Origin of the sequence: Klebsiella sp. CD33 (assembly GCF_051992865.1) — a bacterium.
In the GTDB taxonomy this organism is placed as follows: domain Bacteria; phylum Pseudomonadota; class Gammaproteobacteria; order Enterobacterales; family Enterobacteriaceae; genus Klebsiella; species Klebsiella pneumoniae.
Window position 1 is genome coordinate 3,542,760 of record NZ_CP197023.1, and the last position, 14,623, is coordinate 3,557,382.

14 protein-coding genes, 7 tRNA genes and 1 other RNA gene are annotated in these 14,623 nt (G+C 56.8%); 8 read left to right on the plus strand and 14 right to left on the minus strand.

Going from position 1 to position 14,623, the window contains the following annotated elements:
• The first annotated feature begins 167 nt into the window (after window positions 1–167).
• The 5 genes from galE to gpmA all read left to right on the plus strand — a co-directional run bounded on the left by galE (window position 168) and on the right by gpmA (window position 5,472).
• A complete protein-coding gene (gene galE, locus ACR809_RS17510) occupies window positions 168–1,184 on the plus strand; it encodes a UDP-glucose 4-epimerase GalE (RefSeq protein ID WP_004183448.1) in 1,017 nt (338 codons plus the stop codon).
• A 9-nt stretch (window positions 1,185–1,193) separates the two neighbouring features.
• Window positions 1,194–2,240 carry a galactose-1-phosphate uridylyltransferase gene (gene galT / locus ACR809_RS17515; protein WP_002895147.1) on the plus strand — a complete coding sequence of 349 codons (1,047 nt, stop codon included), beginning with the start codon at window positions 1,194–1,196 and terminating at the stop codon, window positions 2,238–2,240.
• Between the two features lie 2 nt (window positions 2,241–2,242).
• On the plus strand, window positions 2,243–3,391 hold the full coding sequence (galK, locus tag ACR809_RS17520) for a galactokinase (protein WP_004179071.1): 1,149 nt from the start codon (window positions 2,243–2,245) through the stop codon (window positions 3,389–3,391).
• Complete coding sequence (gene galM, locus ACR809_RS17525) at window positions 3,385–4,428, plus strand: galactose-1-epimerase (protein WP_004147646.1); 1,044 nt, start codon at window positions 3,385–3,387, stop codon at window positions 4,426–4,428. Before galK ends, galM begins: the two co-directional genes overlap by 7 nt.
• 291 nt (window positions 4,429–4,719) lie before the next feature.
• Window positions 4,720–5,472, plus strand: coding sequence for a 2,3-diphosphoglycerate-dependent phosphoglycerate mutase (gene gpmA, locus ACR809_RS17530; protein ID WP_002895089.1), 753 nt, complete (start codon window positions 4,720–4,722; stop codon window positions 5,470–5,472).
• A 73-nt stretch (window positions 5,473–5,545) separates the two neighbouring features.
• Here gpmA and aroG read toward each other — a convergent pair whose 3' ends face one another.
• Complete coding sequence (aroG, locus tag ACR809_RS17535) at window positions 5,546–6,598, minus strand: 3-deoxy-7-phosphoheptulonate synthase AroG (protein ID WP_004214507.1); 1,053 nt, start codon at window positions 6,596–6,598, stop codon at window positions 5,546–5,548.
• Window positions 6,599–6,912: 314 nt separating this feature from the next.
• On the opposite strand from aroG, the gene ACR809_RS17540 reads away from it, so the two are divergent.
• Together ACR809_RS17540 and zitB are read left to right on the plus strand one after the other, a co-directional pair.
• Window positions 6,913–7,278: a YbgS-like family protein gene (locus ACR809_RS17540; RefSeq protein ID WP_002895084.1), complete on the plus strand. Its 366-nt coding sequence runs from the start codon at window positions 6,913–6,915 to the stop codon at window positions 7,276–7,278.
• A gap of 117 nt (window positions 7,279–7,395) precedes the next feature.
• Entirely contained in the window at window positions 7,396–8,340 is a 945-nt protein-coding gene (gene zitB / locus ACR809_RS17545) for a CDF family zinc transporter ZitB (protein ID WP_004147641.1), read from the plus strand.
• On the opposite strand, the gene pnuC is transcribed toward zitB, so the two are convergent.
• Together pnuC and nadA are read right to left on the minus strand one after the other, a co-directional pair.
• Entirely contained in the window at window positions 8,337–9,056 is a 720-nt protein-coding gene (pnuC, locus tag ACR809_RS17550; RefSeq protein WP_102001754.1) for a nicotinamide riboside transporter PnuC, read from the minus strand. The two genes, zitB and pnuC, sit on opposite strands and share 4 nt — an antisense overlap.
• A gap of 35 nt (window positions 9,057–9,091) precedes the next feature.
• The gene (gene nadA, locus ACR809_RS17555; protein ID WP_122051660.1) at window positions 9,092–10,135 is read right to left on the minus strand and encodes a quinolinate synthase NadA; all 1,044 of its coding nucleotides are present in this window, start codon (window positions 10,133–10,135) and stop codon (window positions 9,092–9,094) included.
• Between the two features lie 69 nt (window positions 10,136–10,204).
• Here nadA and ACR809_RS17560 point away from each other — a divergent pair, with 69 nt between their 5' ends.
• Window positions 10,205–10,354: a hypothetical protein gene (locus ACR809_RS17560; RefSeq protein WP_004218635.1), complete on the plus strand. Its 150-nt coding sequence runs from the start codon at window positions 10,205–10,207 to the stop codon at window positions 10,352–10,354.
• Between the two features lie 84 nt (window positions 10,355–10,438).
• On the opposite strand, the gene ACR809_RS17565 is transcribed toward ACR809_RS17560, so the two are convergent.
• The 11 genes from ACR809_RS17565 to tolB form a co-directional block, all read right to left on the minus strand.
• Window positions 10,439–10,576, minus strand: a non-coding RNA gene (locus tag ACR809_RS17565) — RtT sRNA.
• Window positions 10,577–10,671: 95 nt separating this feature from the next.
• Window positions 10,672–10,747, minus strand: a tRNA-Lys gene (locus ACR809_RS17570).
• A 133-nt stretch (window positions 10,748–10,880) separates the two neighbouring features.
• Window positions 10,881–10,956: transfer RNA gene (locus ACR809_RS17575), tRNA-Lys, on the minus strand.
• Window positions 10,957–11,102: 146 nt separating this feature from the next.
• Window positions 11,103–11,178: transfer RNA gene (locus ACR809_RS17580), tRNA-Lys, on the minus strand.
• Window positions 11,179–11,181: 3 nt separating this feature from the next.
• Window positions 11,182–11,257, minus strand: a tRNA-Val gene (locus ACR809_RS17585).
• 149 nt (window positions 11,258–11,406) lie between these two features.
• A tRNA-Lys gene (locus tag ACR809_RS17590) sits at window positions 11,407–11,482 on the minus strand.
• A gap of 2 nt (window positions 11,483–11,484) precedes the next feature.
• Window positions 11,485–11,560 (minus strand) — tRNA-Val (locus ACR809_RS17595).
• 125 nt (window positions 11,561–11,685) lie between these two features.
• Window positions 11,686–11,761 (minus strand) — tRNA-Lys (locus tag ACR809_RS17600).
• A 161-nt stretch (window positions 11,762–11,922) separates the two neighbouring features.
• The gene (gene cpoB, locus ACR809_RS17605) at window positions 11,923–12,717 is read right to left on the minus strand and encodes a cell division protein CpoB (protein WP_002895071.1); all 795 of its coding nucleotides are present in this window, start codon (window positions 12,715–12,717) and stop codon (window positions 11,923–11,925) included.
• Window positions 12,718–12,726: 9 nt separating this feature from the next.
• The gene (gene pal / locus ACR809_RS17610) at window positions 12,727–13,251 is read right to left on the minus strand and encodes a peptidoglycan-associated lipoprotein Pal (protein WP_002895068.1); all 525 of its coding nucleotides are present in this window, start codon (window positions 13,249–13,251) and stop codon (window positions 12,727–12,729) included.
• 34 nt (window positions 13,252–13,285) lie between these two features.
• On the minus strand, window positions 13,286–14,578 hold the full coding sequence (gene tolB, locus ACR809_RS17615) for a Tol-Pal system beta propeller repeat protein TolB (protein ID WP_002895066.1): 1,293 nt from the start codon (window positions 14,576–14,578) through the stop codon (window positions 13,286–13,288).
• Window positions 14,579–14,623 lie beyond the last annotated feature (45 nt).

Below are 14,623 nucleotides of genomic sequence, written 5' to 3' on the forward strand. Positions count from 1 at the left end.
AAAATAGCGCCAAACAAACCTAATACATTGAATTAAAATTAAAAATATAAAATTTACGTTATTTACACCCCAAGTGTAAACGATTCCACTAACTTGCCCTATGTCACACTTTTCACTTCTTTGATATGCTATCTTCCTCACAAACGATAAGCCGAATGGAGCGAATCATGAAAGTTCTGGTTACAGGTGGTAGCGGTTACATTGGAAGTCATACCTGCGTTCAACTGCTGCAGCAGGGACACGAGGTGGTGATCCTCGACAATCTCTGCAACAGCAAGCGCAGCGTACTGCCGGTGATTGAACGTCTCGGCGGCAAAGAAGCCACCTTTATTGAAGGCGATATTCGTAACGAAGCGCTGATGACGGAGATCCTCCACGATCACGCCATTGAGGCAGTGATCCACTTCGCCGGGCTGAAAGCCGTCGGGGAGTCCGTCGCCAAGCCGCTGGAATATTACGACAATAACGTCACCGGCACACTGAAATTAGTCTCTGCCATGCGCGCCGCTGGCGTGAAGAACTTTATCTTTAGCTCCTCCGCTACCGTCTACGGCGATCAGCCGAAAATCCCGTATGTCGAAAGCTTCCCGACCGGCACCCCGCAAAGCCCTTACGGCAAAAGCAAGCTGATGGTAGAGCAGATCCTGACCGACCTGCAGAAAGCCCAGCCGGAGTGGAGCATTGCCCTGCTGCGCTACTTCAACCCGGTCGGCGCCCACCCGTCGGGCGACATGGGGGAAGACCCGCAGGGGATCCCGAACAACCTGATGCCCTACATCGCCCAGGTCGCCGTTGGCCGTCGCGAATCGCTGGCCGTTTTTGGTAACGACTATCCGACCGAAGATGGTACCGGCGTGCGCGATTACATCCATGTGATGGACCTCGCCGATGGCCACGTCGCGGCCATGGAAAAACTGGCTGACAAAGCCGGGGTGCATATCTACAACCTTGGCGCCGGCGTCGGCAGCAGCGTGCTCGACGTAGTCAATGCTTTCAGCAAGGCCTGCGGCAAACCCATTAACTACCATTTCGCGCCGCGCCGCGATGGCGACCTCCCGGCCTACTGGGCGGATGCTGCCAAGGCCGACCGCGAGCTGAACTGGCGCGTAACGCGCAACCTGGACGAAATGGCGCAGGACACCTGGCACTGGCAGTCCCGTCATCCGCAGGGTTATCCAGACTAAGGAACCTTCATGAGCGTATTTAACCCCGTTGACCATCCACATCGTCGTTATAACCCGTTAACCGGACAGTGGATTCTGGTTTCTCCGCATCGCGCCAAGCGCCCCTGGCAGGGGGCGCAGGAAACGCCGGCAAAACAGACCTTGCCGGCCCACGATCCGGACTGTTTCCTGTGCCCGGGCAACACCCGGGTGACCGGCGACACCAACCCGAATTACACCGGTACCTACGTATTTACCAACGACTTTGCGGCCCTGATGACCGACACCCCGGACGCACCGGAGAGTGACGATCCGCTGATGCGCTGCCAGAGCGCCCGCGGCACCAGTCGGGTGATCTGCTTCTCGCCAGACCACAGCAAAACGCTGCCGGAACTGAGCCTTGAAGCGCTGGAAGACGTGGTTAAAACGTGGCAGGAACAGACCGCGGACCTCGGGAAAAGCTACCCGTGGGTGCAGGTTTTTGAAAACAAAGGGGCAGCGATGGGCTGCTCCAACCCTCACCCGCATGGTCAGGTGTGGGCCAACAGTTTCCTGCCCAATGAAGCGGAACGGGAAGACCGTCTGCAGAAAGAGTATTACGCCGCACAGGGCCAGCCGATGCTGCTGGACTATGTGCAGCGCGAACTGGCCGACGGCAGCCGCACGGTGGTGGACACCGAGCACTGGCTGGCGGTGGTGCCCTACTGGGCCGCCTGGCCGTTCGAAACGCTGCTGTTGCCGAAAGCGCACGTGCAGCGCATTACCGATCTCACCGACGCCCAGCGCAGCGATCTGGCGCTGGCGTTGAAAAAGCTGACCAGCCGTTACGACAACCTGTTCCAGTGCTCATTCCCCTACTCCATGGGCTGGCACGGCGCGCCGTTTAACGACGAAGACCATAACCACTGGCAGCTTCATGCCCACTTTTATCCGCCGCTGCTGCGCTCCGCGACGGTCCGCAAGTTTATGGTTGGTTATGAAATGCTGGCCGAAACTCAGCGCGATCTGACCGCCGAGCAAGCTGCCGAACGACTGCGCGCCGTCAGCGACGTCCATTTTCGTGAATCCGGAGTGTAATGATGAGTCTGAAAGAGAAAACCCAAACCCTGTTCGCTGACGCCTTCGGCTACCCGGCCAGCCATGTCATTCAAGCGCCAGGCCGCGTCAACCTGATCGGCGAGCATACCGATTACAACGACGGTTTTGTGCTCCCCTGCGCTATCGACTACCAGACAGTGATCAGCTGTGCGCCGCGCGACGATCGTACCGTGCGGGTGATTGCCGCCGATTACGATAATCAGACCGATGAGTTCTCTCTCGACGCGCCGATTATCAGCCACGACACCCAGCAGTGGTCGAACTATGTCCGCGGCGTGGTAAAGCATCTGCAGCAGCGGAACAGCCACTTTGGCGGCGCGGATCTGGTGATCAGCGGCAATGTACCGCAGGGTGCGGGGTTAAGCTCCTCAGCCTCGCTGGAAGTCGCCGTCGGCACCGTGTTCCAACAGCTGTATCATCTGCCGCTGGATGGCGCGCAAATCGCCCTTAACGGCCAGGAGGCGGAAAACCAGTTCGTCGGCTGCAACTGCGGCATCATGGATCAGCTGATTTCAGCGCTGGGCAAAAAAGACCACGCGCTGCTGATCGACTGCCGTTCGCTGGGCACCAAAGCCGTCTCGATGCCGAAAGGCGTGGCGGTGGTGATCATCAACAGCAACTTTAAGCGCACCCTCGTCGGCAGCGAGTACAACACCCGTCGTGAACAGTGCGAAACCGGCGCGCGCTTCTTCCAGCAGCCCGCCCTGCGCGATGTCACTCTTGAGCAATTTAACGCCGTCGCCCATGAGCTGGATCCGGTCGTCGCGAAGCGCGTACGCCACGTGCTGACGGAGAATGCCCGCACTGTGGAAGCCGCCAGCGCCCTCGAAAAAGGCGACCTGAAGCGGATGGGTGAGCTGATGGCAGAGTCCCACGCCTCGATGCGTGATGATTTCGAGATCACCGTCCCGCAGATCGACACCCTGGTGGAGATCGTTAAGGCCGCGATCGGCGATAAGGGCGGCGTGCGCATGACCGGCGGCGGCTTTGGCGGCTGCGTGGTAGCGTTAATCCCGGAAGATCTGGTCGATACCGTTCAGCAGGCCGTTGCCAACGAGTATGAAGCGAAAACCGGTATTAAAGAGACATTCTATGTCTGCAAACCGTCACAGGGGGCCGGGCAATGCTAACGCAAACCACCGCGCTGGCCCCGGACGGTCAGCCATGGCAGCAGGTGACCCTGCGCAATAAGTCGGGGATGACCGTCACCGTGGCGGACTGGGGCGCGACGCTGCTCAGCGCCGAGGTGCCGTTGGCCGATGGCAGCCTGCGCCGACCGCTGCTGGGCTGCGCAAAGCTGGAAGACTATGCTCGCCAGGCCGCATTTCTTGGCGCCTCGGTAGGCCGCTACGCCAACCGTATCGGCCACAGCCGCTTCCCGCTTGACGGCCAGGTCGTCAACGTCACGCCGTCAAACGACGCGGGCCACCAGCTCCACGGCGGCCCGGAAGGGTTTGATAAGCGCCGCTGGCGCATTGTCCGCGCCGACGAGCAGGAAGTGCTGTTCGCCCTGACCTCGCCCGATGGCGATCAAGGCTTTCCGGGCACCCTGCAGGCCACCGCGCACTATCGTCTGACCGACGATAACCGCATCGCGATTACCTATCGCGCCACCGTGGACCAACCCTGCCCGGTGAATATGACCAATCACGTCTATTTCAACCTCGACGGTGAGCAGAGCGATGTGCGCCAGCATCAGCTCCAGATCCTCGCCCAGAGGTATCTGCCGGTGGAAAGCGACGGTATCCCGGATGGCGAACTGAAAGATGTTGCTAACACCAGCTTTGATTTCCGCCAGCCGAAAACCATCGCCGCCGACTTCCTCGCGGATGCCGATCAGCAAAAGGTGAAGGGATACGATCATGCCTTCCTGCTGGATGCCAAAGGCGACGCCAGCCAGCCTGCGGCACAGGTCTGGTCGCAGGATGGCAAGCTGCAGATGACGGTCTATACCTCCGCTCCGGCGCTGCAGTTTTACTCCGGCAACTATCTCGGCGGCACCCCGTCGCAGACGACGGAGCCCTACGCCGACTGGCAGGGACTGGCGCTGGAGAGCGAATTCCTGCCGGATTCGCCGAACCATCCGCAATGGCCGCAGCCGGACTGTGTATTACGTCCGGGCCAGGAGTACGTCAGCCTGACGGAATATCAGTTTATCGCCCGATAATCGCCAGCGCCCTCCATCAGGGGGCGCTGCTTTTCGTCCCCGCCCTCCTCTCTGCCGCCTCTTTTTTCAGCAACCTGCTCTATTTTCCGTCACCAAAGGACAAAAAAATAACCTGTGTATTACAAGCACCTTACACTGCGCCACTATTTTCGCTATGGTTAGGGATAAGCATTGCCGTGCGCCAAATCACGGCAATATAATGAGAATAGTTATCAATCAATAACACATACACCATCACATTCAGCGCACCGTTCGCGGCGCGAGGGATGGCGTGTAGAGAGGAGTGAGAGAATGGCTGTAACTAAGCTGGTACTGGTTCGTCATGGCGAAAGCCAGTGGAACAACGAAAACCGCTTCACCGGTTGGTACGACGTGGATCTGTCCGAGAAAGGCGTTAGCGAAGCGAAAGCAGCGGGTAAACTGCTGAAGGCTGAAGGCTTCAGCTTTGATTTTGCTTATACCTCCGTGCTGAAACGTGCCATCCACACCCTGTGGAACGTGCTGGACGAACTGGATCAGGCCTGGCTGCCGGTTGAGAAATCCTGGAAGCTGAACGAACGTCATTACGGCGCGCTGCAGGGCCTGAACAAAGCGGAAACCGCTGAGAAATATGGTGACGAGCAGGTTAAACAGTGGCGTCGCGGCTTCGCTGTCACTCCGCCGGAGCTGACCAAAGACGACGAGCGCTACCCGGGCCACGATCCGCGCTATGCAAAACTGACCGACGCCGAACTGCCGACCACTGAAAGCCTGGCGCTGACTATCGACCGCGTCGTGCCTTACTGGAACGAAACCATTCTGCCGCGCCTGAAAAGCGGTGAGCGCGTGATCATCGCCGCTCACGGTAACTCCCTGCGCGCGCTGGTGAAATACCTCGACAACATGGGCGAAGACGAGATCCTCGAACTGAACATCCCGACCGGCGTACCGCTGGTATATGAGTTCGATGAAAACTTCAAGCCGATCAAACATTACTATCTGGGTAACGCGGAAGAGATCGCGGCGAAAGCTGCTGCCGTCGCCAACCAGGGTAAAGCGAAGTAATTTCTCCTGGTGAGAACAAAAAAGCGTGGAAATCTCCACGCTTTTTTTATGACCTGCGCTAGCGCGGAGTACCTTAGCCGCGGCGGGTTTTCACCGCTTCCGCCAGCTGACGCAGGATCGTTTCGGTATCCTCCCAGCCGATGCAGGCGTCGGTGACGCTCTTGCCGTAGGTCAGCGGTTCACCGCTCTCGAGGCTCTGGTTGCCTTCCACCAGATGGCTTTCAATCATCACGCCCATAATGGCGCGCTCGCCGCCGGCGATCTGCTGGCATACGTCGGCGCCCACTTCCATCTGCTTCTTGAACTGCTTGCTGGAGTTGGCATGGCTGAAGTCGATCATCACCAGGGCCGGAAGACCCGCTTTCGCCAGACCGATTTTCACCTCCGCCACGTGCTTCGCGCTGTAGTTAGGCTCTTTGCCGCCGCGCAAAATAATATGGCAGTCGCCGTTACCGCTGGTATTCACGATGGCGGAGTGGCCCCACTTGGTGACCGACAGGAAACAGTGCGGCGCGCCGGCGGCGTTAATCGCATCGATAGCCACCTTGATGGTGCCATCGGTACCGTTTTTAAAGCCCACCGGGCAGGAGAGTCCGGAGGCGAGCTCACGGTGCACCTGGGATTCGGTGGTTCGCGCGCCAATGGCGCCCCAGCTCATCAGATCGGCGACATACTGCGGGGTGATCATATCGAGGAATTCCCCCGCCGCCGGCAGGCCGCTGTCGTTAATGTCCAGCAGCAGTTTGCGCGCGATGCGCAACCCGTCGTTGATGCGGAAGCTGTTATCCATATGGGGATCGTTGATGAGCCCTTTCCAGCCGACGGTGGTGCGCGGTTTTTCAAAATAGACCCGCATGACGATCTCGAGCTCGCCCTTCAGCGCCTCGCGCAGGGTCAGCAGGCGGGCGGCATACTCTTTCGCCGCTGCCGGATCGTGAATAGAACAAGGCCCAATCACCACCAGCAGACGGTCATCGTCGCCTTTGAGGATCTGATGGATCGCTTTGCGAGCATGTGCAACGGTGTTTGCAGCATTTTCGGTAGCAGGGAATTTTTCCAGGAGCGCAACGGGAGGTAATAATTCGTTGATCTCTTTAATGCGTAAATCGTCGTTCTGATAATTCATCTTCTTTCCAGCGTTGCCATACTTATTCAATGAAATGCAATCCCTCCAATCTATCTCTTCGCTGAAATAGTGTAAACGTGATTTTACAGTAGTGATGGAATAATCCTGGAAATAGGCAAAAATACGCCATAAAGTAGCGAAACCAGGCTCATGAACTACAATATTTAACTGTTAAAGCTAATTAAGTCTTACGTTTCAGGATTATATAGTGACACTGCGATCGTCTGCGGAGTCTTAAACCATAGCGAGTCAGATCCCTGGCACACTCACCGCGGGAAGCGCATTTCCCCTTCCCGGCTTAACAGGAGTATCCGATGAATATGAAAAAACTGACGACCCTTTTGCTCACCGCCACCTTAGGTCTTGCCAGCGGCGCGGCCCTGGCGGCAGACACCGGCGCCCAGTCCAATAATGGCCAGGCCAACTCTTCCGCGGATGCCGGTCAGGTGGCGCCGGATGCCCGTGAGAACGTGGCGCCGAACAACGTGGACAATAGTCAGATCAACTCTGGCTCTGGGGGCACCACGGGCTCGACGATGACCCAGGATAATATGTCGAGCGATGAGGTACATAAAAACTCGATGTGTAAAGACGGCCGCTGTCCGGACACCGGTAAAAAACTGGACAACGGCGGCAATACGACCCAAGACAACAGCAAAACCGACGGCACCACCCAGTAACATATGAGGTGGGCAGATCGAAGAAAAGGCGAGCCGGTCTCGCCTTTTCTTCGTTTTTTATCGCTCTCTGTTTATGATGTCATAGCGTAATAATGATAACTATTAAGGGACGACACTATGGCGCACTCGCATTCGCACTCCTCTGTCCAGGCTCCGGATAACAGCAACGCCCGCCGGCTGCTATGGGCGTTTATCGTCACCGCCGGCTTTATGCTGATTGAAGCCGTCGGCGGCGCGATCTCCGGCTCGCTGGCCCTGCTGGCGGATGCCGGCCATATGCTCACCGACTCCGCCGCTCTGCTGTTTGCGCTGCTGGCGGTTCGCTTCGCCAGCCGCCCACCAAATGCCCGCCATACCTTTGGCTGGTTGCGTTTAACCACCCTGGCGGCGTTTCTCAATGCTATTGCTCTGGTGGTGATCACCATGCTGATTGTCTGGGAGGCGATTCAGCGCTTCCAGCATCCGCAACCGGTAGCCGGCGTGACGATGATGGTCATTGCAGTCGCCGGTCTGCTGGCCAACGTGCTGGCGTTTTGGATCCTACATCGGGGTAGCGAGGAGCGGAATCTTAACGTACGCGCCGCAGCGCTACACGTGCTTGGCGACCTGCTGGGCTCGGTCGGCGCGATCGTGGCGGCCGTGGTGATCCTCACCACCGGCTGGACGCCTGTCGACCCGATTCTTTCCGTGCTGGTTTCCTGCCTGGTATTACGTAGTGCCTGGCGATTACTGAAAGAGAGTCTGAATGAATTGCTGGAAGGCGCGCCGCGTTCGCTGGATGTGGCGGCCCTGCAGCGGGATATCCGTCGCTCTATCCCGGAGGTACGCGATGTTCACCACGTCCACGTCTGGCTGGTGGGGGAAAAACCGGTGATGACGCTCCATGTACAGGTCGTTCCACCGCACGACCATGACGCGTTACTCAACCGCATCCTGCATTTCCTGGAACATAAATATGAAATTGCGCATGCCACGGTGCAGATGGAGTACCAGCCCTGCAGCGGCCCGGAGTGCCATCTCAACACGATGCACGCCGGGCACGATCATCACCACCACCATTAGCCAGAAAACGCGTGAGAACCTCGCTCACGCGCGCTGTTTATCCACATCCGGCTGCCGTTCAACGCAATGAACGTCAGCAAGAGGTATTCCAGCGACATGGCATAGACGCCCTGACGGGCAAAAATCACCACGCTTATCACGTTGACGATCACCCACAGCAGCCAGTTTTCAACATACTTGCGGGTCATTAAGATCATCGCCACCACCGACAGCACCGTCATGCAGGAGTCCCAGAACGGGAAAGCATCCGGCTGCAGTTCCGGCATAGTGACCTGCAAACCGAGCGCTTGCATCAGGCTGACCGCGATCCGCGTCAGGAAAGCAAAGAACGGGTTGATAAACAGGGTCAGCAAGCCGATCGCTACCACGCAGCCCGCCAGCCAGCCCAGCGCTTTGCTGCGCGGCAGCCAGCGGATCTGCAGCTCAGCCTCATGGTTGCTGCTTTGTCGCGACCATGCATACCAGCCGTAAACGTTAGCGGCAAAAAAGAACAGCTGCAGCAGCAGGCTGGCGTACAGCTGGATCTGAAAGAAGATGATGGCGAACAGCGTGACGTTGACCAGCCCGAAAGCATAGTTACTGATCTTCTCCAGGCTCGCCAGCCAGATACACAACAGCCCGGCAATCGTCCCCACGGCCTCTATCCAGGAGAGATCGTACCCCCCAGCGCCGATGGGTATATGTACTAAAATATTCTGCGTGCTAAAAAAATCCATTTCCTCCCCTCAGCGTCTGGCGACGCGACAATAGGTTATCCCCGTAGTGTAGCCGCAAAATCCAGCATCCGGTTAAGGGGAATTAATGCGCCGGTTCGCAGCGCTTCGTCGACATGGATTTCATGTTCAGCGCCGCCCTGCTCGAGCCCCTCGGCAATGGCTTTCAGGCCATTCATCGCCATCCACGGACAATGCGCGCAGCTGCGACAGGTCGCCCCTTCGCCGGCGGTGGGCGCTTCCAGCAGCGTTTTCTCCGGCACCGCCTGCTGCATTTTATAGAAAATACCGCGATCGGTGGCCACGATCAGCTGGCGCTGGGGCAGGCTTTTCGCCGCCGCAATCAGCTGGCTGGTGGAGCCTACGGCATCGGCCATCTCAACGATCGCCTGCGGCGACTCGGGATGGACCAGCACGGCGGCTTCGGGATGCAGAGCCTTCATCCGTATCAACGCCTGGGTTTTAAACTCGTCGTGCACGATGCACGCCCCCTGCCAGCACAGCACGTCTGCGCCGGTCTGACGCTGAACGTAACGCCCAAGGTGGCGGTCCGGCGCCCAGAGGATCTTTTGACCAAGACTATCCAGATGGTCAATGAGTTCCACGGCGATGCTGGAGGTCACCACCCAGTCGGCGCGGGCCTTCACCGCGGCGGACGTATTGGCATAGACCACGACGGTGCGGTCAGGATGGGCGTCGCAAAAGGCGTTGAATTCCTCAATCGGACAGCCCAGATCCAATGAACACTCGGCGTTCAGGGTCGGCATCAAAATGGTCTTTTCCGGGCTGAGAATTTTGGCGGTTTCCCCCATAAAACGCACCCCGGCGACCAGCAGCGTGGAGGCCGAATGGCGGGCGCCAAAGCGCGCCATCTCCAGCGAGTCGGCGATACAGCCGCCGGTCTCTTCCGCCAGCTGTTGAATTTCAGGATCGGTGTAGTAATGCGCCACCATCACGGCATCGCGCTCGCGCAGCAGGCGCTTGATTTTTTCGCGGTAAAACTGCTTTTCGTCGACGGTCAGCGGCTGCGGTTTAGCAGGGAAAGGATAAATCGCCGTTTCAGGATCAAACATTACGCTCATCATGCAATCTCGTTTTACTGGCTTAACTCTACAACCGTCTTTATGGCCTTTCGGCGGCTTAACACGGTCATGGTGTTTTATATGCTAAACAAGATAGCCGATTACGAGCTAAAAGTCGTGATGAATTTTGTACATCAGACCCTTTTCCCGGGGACGGTGCTGCGCATATGCCCGAACGACCGGTTCGTATCCTGTGCAGGCACGGTAAGCGCAGCGTGACCGTGGGAAAATGATGAATTAAGAAATTATTAACATTGATGAGTGGCAGGGAAATGCAGATAGCAAAAAGGCGCCTTTTTACATTGGTGGGTCGTGCAGGATGACTCGGCTTCGCCTCGCCCTGCGGGCCGTCGCCGCAAGCGGCTCCGTTGTCTCACTGCGTTCGACTCGAACCTGCTGCAGATAAACTCGTCTCATCCTGAGACTCGCCCTGCGGGCCAACGCTGCCGCGTTGTTCAAAATTGTTCCCGACAATTTTGTCGAATCGTTGAGTTCTGCGCATAGCAAAAAGGCGCCTTTAGGGCGCCTTTTTACATTGGTGGGTCGTGCAGGATTCGAACCTGCGACCAATTGATTAAAAGTCAACTGCTCTACCAACTGAGCTAACGACCCCTTGCGGGATTTTACTGCTGCCATCATTCAGGATGGTGGGTCGTGCAGGATGACTCGACTTCGCCTCGCCCTTCGGGCCGTTGCTGTCGCAACGTTATCCTTCACGTTCAGCATCTGAGTTAAATGCTGAAATTGGTGGGTCGTGCAGGATTCGAACCTGCGACCAATTGATTAAAAGTCAACTGCTCTACCAACTGAGCTAACGACCCGCTCTGGTACTACCTGAATAATTTCACTCGACACCAATTCAGAAATTGGTAGGTCGTGCAGGATGACTCGGCTTTGCCTCGCCCTTCGGGCCGTTGCTGACGCAACGTTATCCTTCACGTTCAGCATCTGAGTTAAATGCTGAAATTGGTGGGTCGTGCAGGATTCGAACCTGCGACCAATTGATTAAAAGTCAACTGCTCTACCAACTGAGCTAACGACCCGAGTGGTGGGTGATGACGGGATCGAACCGCCGACCCCCTCCTTGTAAGGGAGGTGCTCTCCCAGCTGAGCTAATCACCCGAAACTGCGCTGGATACTACCGATACTGCGTCCACCTACCCCATCATAAAAATGATTGGAGTGCAGGATGACTCGCTTCGCTCGCCCTCCGGGCCGTAGCTGAAGCAACGTTATCCTTCACGTTTAACACCGACGTTCGATGTTAAAGATGGTGGGTCGTGCAGGATTCGAACCTGCGACCAATTGATTAAAAGTCAACTGCTCTACCAACTGAGCTAACGACCCGGTGGTGGGTGATGACGGGATCGAACCGCCGACCCCCTCCTTGTAAGGGAGGTGCTCTCCCAGCTGAGCTAATCACCCGATACTACGCTGGATACTACTAAGCGGTGGGTCGTGCAGGATGACTCGGCTTCGCCTCGCCCTACGGGCCGTTGCTGACGCAACGTTATCCTTCACGTTTTACTATCGCGTTCCACCAGAACGATTGGTGGGTCGTGCAGGATTCGAACCTGCGACCAATTGATTAAAAGTCAACTGCTCTACCAACTGAGCTAACGACCCACTCTGGCATTGCTTTGGGCTTGTTTGATATCCCTTGGCAACGGCGGCATATATTACTGATTTCAGAATTCAGCGCAACTAAAATTTCGATAAAGATCACTTAACTGCTGGCGATTCAGGCGACAAGACCAGAAATAACACGATTTCTGGTCATGCCGTAATCAACCAAGAGCATTAAGTCGTTTTTGCGCTTGTTTCGCACCGTCGGTGCCGGGGAATTTATTGATCACCTGCTGGTAAACCGCTTTCGCTTTCGCGGTATCACCTTTGTCCTGCATGATCACGCCGACTTTAAACATCGCGTCAGGCGCTTTTGGCGATTTCGGGTAGTTCTTCACCACCGAAGCGAAGTAAAACGCCGCGTCGTCTTTTCTCCCCTTATTGTAGTTCAACTGCCCGAGCCAGTAGTTAGCGTTTGGCTGGTAGGTTGAATCCGGGTACTTTTTGACGAAGTTTTGAAACGCCACCATCGCGTCATCCTGGCGTGAGGCATCCTTCACCAGGGCAATAGCGGCATTATAATCGGTGTTCGCATCGCCGGTCATCGCCGGGGCGCCTGAGGTGGCCGCTGGCGCTGCGCTGGTGGCAGCCGCGCTCTGATCGCCAGAAGACGACGGAGCCTGCGCACCTGATGCTGCGCCGCCACCGCTGCTCAGACTATCTATCTGCAGCAGAATCTGTTTCTGGCGCTCAACGATCTGATTCAGCTGGTACTGGTTCTCCTGGATCTGCCCGCGGAGAGAATCAATGTCAGTCTGGTTATCAGAGAGTTGTTGCTGGAGTTGGGTTAAAAGCTGGCTGTGAGCATTGGAAATACGCTCGAGTTGAGTGACGCGGTCTTCGACCGAGCCTGAGCCGACACTACTGATTGGCGCCTGAGCAAAAGCGGCCCAGGGGGCCGCTATGCCAACCAGTAACGACAGACTCAATAAATGATGTCTGAAGTTACTGCTCATGCAATTCTCTTAGTAAACCAGTACGGCGCGACGGTTTTTGGCATATGCCGCTTCGTCATGACCCAGTACTGCTGGTTTTTCTTTACCGTAAGAAACGATGGAGATCTGATCGGCAGAAACACCTTTGCCCTGCAGATACATCTTAACGGCGTTAGCACGACGCTCACCCAGAGCGATGTTGTATTCCGGCGTACCGCGCTCATCCGCGTGACCTTCTACAGTCACTTTGTAGGACGGGTTGCTGCGCAGGAAGTTAGCGTGCGCGTCCAGCATAGCAGCGAAGTCAGAACGGATATCGTACTTGTCGAGATCGAAGTAAACGATGTTGTTCTGCTGCAGCTGCTGCATCTGCAGACGAGCTTGCTCTTCAGAAGACATGTTGCCGCCGTTACCGTTAGCGTCCATACCAGTGCCGGCACCCAGCATGCCTTCACCGCTCTGGTCGTTGCTGGCGTTCTTGTTAGAAGAACATGCCGCGATTGCCATAACCGGCAGAGCGATCATCAGCCCTTTCAGCACTTTGTTCAGTTGCATTTCTTTGATTCCTTTAATAATCAATTATTTATTATCACAGATACGGCGACCAGGCAGGCGATTTTACCTGTCCATCAGTTGCCGGAAGACGCGCTTTGAAACGCCCATCTGTAGAAACCAGATTCAGCACGGATCCCATCCCCTGAGAAGAGCTGTAGATTACCATAGTGCCGTTAGGTGCCAGACTTGGCGTTTCGTCTAAAAACGTTGATGACAGAACCTGTACACCACCCGTTTCCAGATCTTGTTTGGCAATGTGCTGCTGACCGCCGGCCGAGCTGACCATTACCATGGTTTTACCATCCGCGCTCACGTCGGCGTCCTGGTTCTGAGAACCTTCCCAGGTGATACGCTGCGGCGTGCCGCCATTAATGTTGACTTTATATACCTGCGGACGACCTGCCTGGTCAGAAGTGAAGGCCAGATTCTGGCTGTCCGGGAACCAGCTTGGTTCGGTGTTGTTGCTGCGACCGTTGGTCACCTGACGAATCTGACCCGATCCCAGATCCATTACGTACAGGTTCAGGCTACCGGTTTTCGACAGCGCGAACGCCAGTTTAGAACCATCCGGTGAGAACGCCGGGGCGCCGTTGTGCTGCGGGAAGGAGGCGATCTGACGCACAGAGGCGTTCGCCAGGGTCTGAACCACCAGCGCAGAACGACCGCTTTCAAAGGTAACGTAGGCCAGTTTAGAACCGTCCGGAGACCAGGCCGGGGACATCAGCGGCTGGGAGGAACGGTGAACCAGGAACTGGTTGTAACCATCGTAGTCGGACACGCGCAGTTCGTAAGGGTACTGGCCGCCGTTTTTCTGCACCACGTAGGCGATACGGGTACGGAAGGCGCCCTTGATGCCGGTCAGCTTCTCAAATACCGCGTCGCTGGCCGCGTGCGCCGCATAGCGCAGGTACTGCTTAGTGACTTTAAAAGAACCTTGCGCCAGCGTTGTGCCCGGCGCTCCGCCGGTGTCCACCAGTTGATACGCAACCTGATAAGAACCATCCGGATTTTGCGTGACCTGGCCGACGACTACGGCGTCAATACCCAGCGCAGACCAGGCAGCAGGCTGCACTTCCTGGGCACTGGTCGGCTGCTGCGGCAGACGAGAGCGATCCAGCGGATTGAATTTACCGCTGTTGCGCAGGTCAGCTGCCACGATACCACCGACATCTTCCGGCGCAGCGCCCTGGCCGGCCCACTGGAACGGTACCACGCCGATAGGGCGCGCCGAGTCCACCCCCTGGGTGATCTCGATACGTACTTCTGCGTGCAGCACCGCCGCCCACAGCATTAAAAAACCAAATGCTACTCGTAATGCCTGCTTCATCATATCTCCCTTATCCGGGCAGAAAGCCCACGATAATTTAGCAGA

Coding starts and splice junctions, on each gene's coding strand:
- galE (WP_004183448.1), top strand. CDS start 168: ATGAAAGTTCTGGTTACAGGTGGTAGCGGTTACATTGGAAGTCATACC.
- galT (WP_002895147.1), top strand. CDS start 1,194: ATGAGCGTATTTAACCCCGTTGACCATCCACATCGTCGTTATAACCCG.
- galK (WP_004179071.1), top strand. CDS start 2,243: ATGAGTCTGAAAGAGAAAACCCAAACCCTGTTCGCTGACGCCTTCGGC.
- galM (WP_004147646.1), top strand. CDS start 3,385: ATGCTAACGCAAACCACCGCGCTGGCCCCGGACGGTCAGCCATGGCAG.
- gpmA (WP_002895089.1), top strand. CDS start 4,720: ATGGCTGTAACTAAGCTGGTACTGGTTCGTCATGGCGAAAGCCAGTGG.
- aroG (WP_004214507.1), bottom strand. CDS start 6,598: ATGAATTATCAGAACGACGATTTACGCATTAAAGAGATCAACGAATTA.
- ACR809_RS17540 (WP_002895084.1), top strand. CDS start 6,913: ATGAATATGAAAAAACTGACGACCCTTTTGCTCACCGCCACCTTAGGT.
- zitB (WP_004147641.1), top strand. CDS start 7,396: ATGGCGCACTCGCATTCGCACTCCTCTGTCCAGGCTCCGGATAACAGC.
- pnuC (WP_102001754.1), bottom strand. CDS start 9,056: ATGGATTTTTTTAGCACGCAGAATATTTTAGTACATATACCCATCGGC.
- nadA (WP_122051660.1), bottom strand. CDS start 10,135: ATGAGCGTAATGTTTGATCCTGAAACGGCGATTTATCCTTTCCCTGCT.
- ACR809_RS17560 (WP_004218635.1), top strand. CDS start 10,205: ATGGTGTTTTATATGCTAAACAAGATAGCCGATTACGAGCTAAAAGTC.
- cpoB (WP_002895071.1), bottom strand. CDS start 12,717: ATGAGCAGTAACTTCAGACATCATTTATTGAGTCTGTCGTTACTGGTT.
- pal (WP_002895068.1), bottom strand. CDS start 13,251: ATGCAACTGAACAAAGTGCTGAAAGGGCTGATGATCGCTCTGCCGGTT.
- tolB (WP_002895066.1), bottom strand. CDS start 14,578: ATGAAGCAGGCATTACGAGTAGCATTTGGTTTTTTAATGCTGTGGGCG.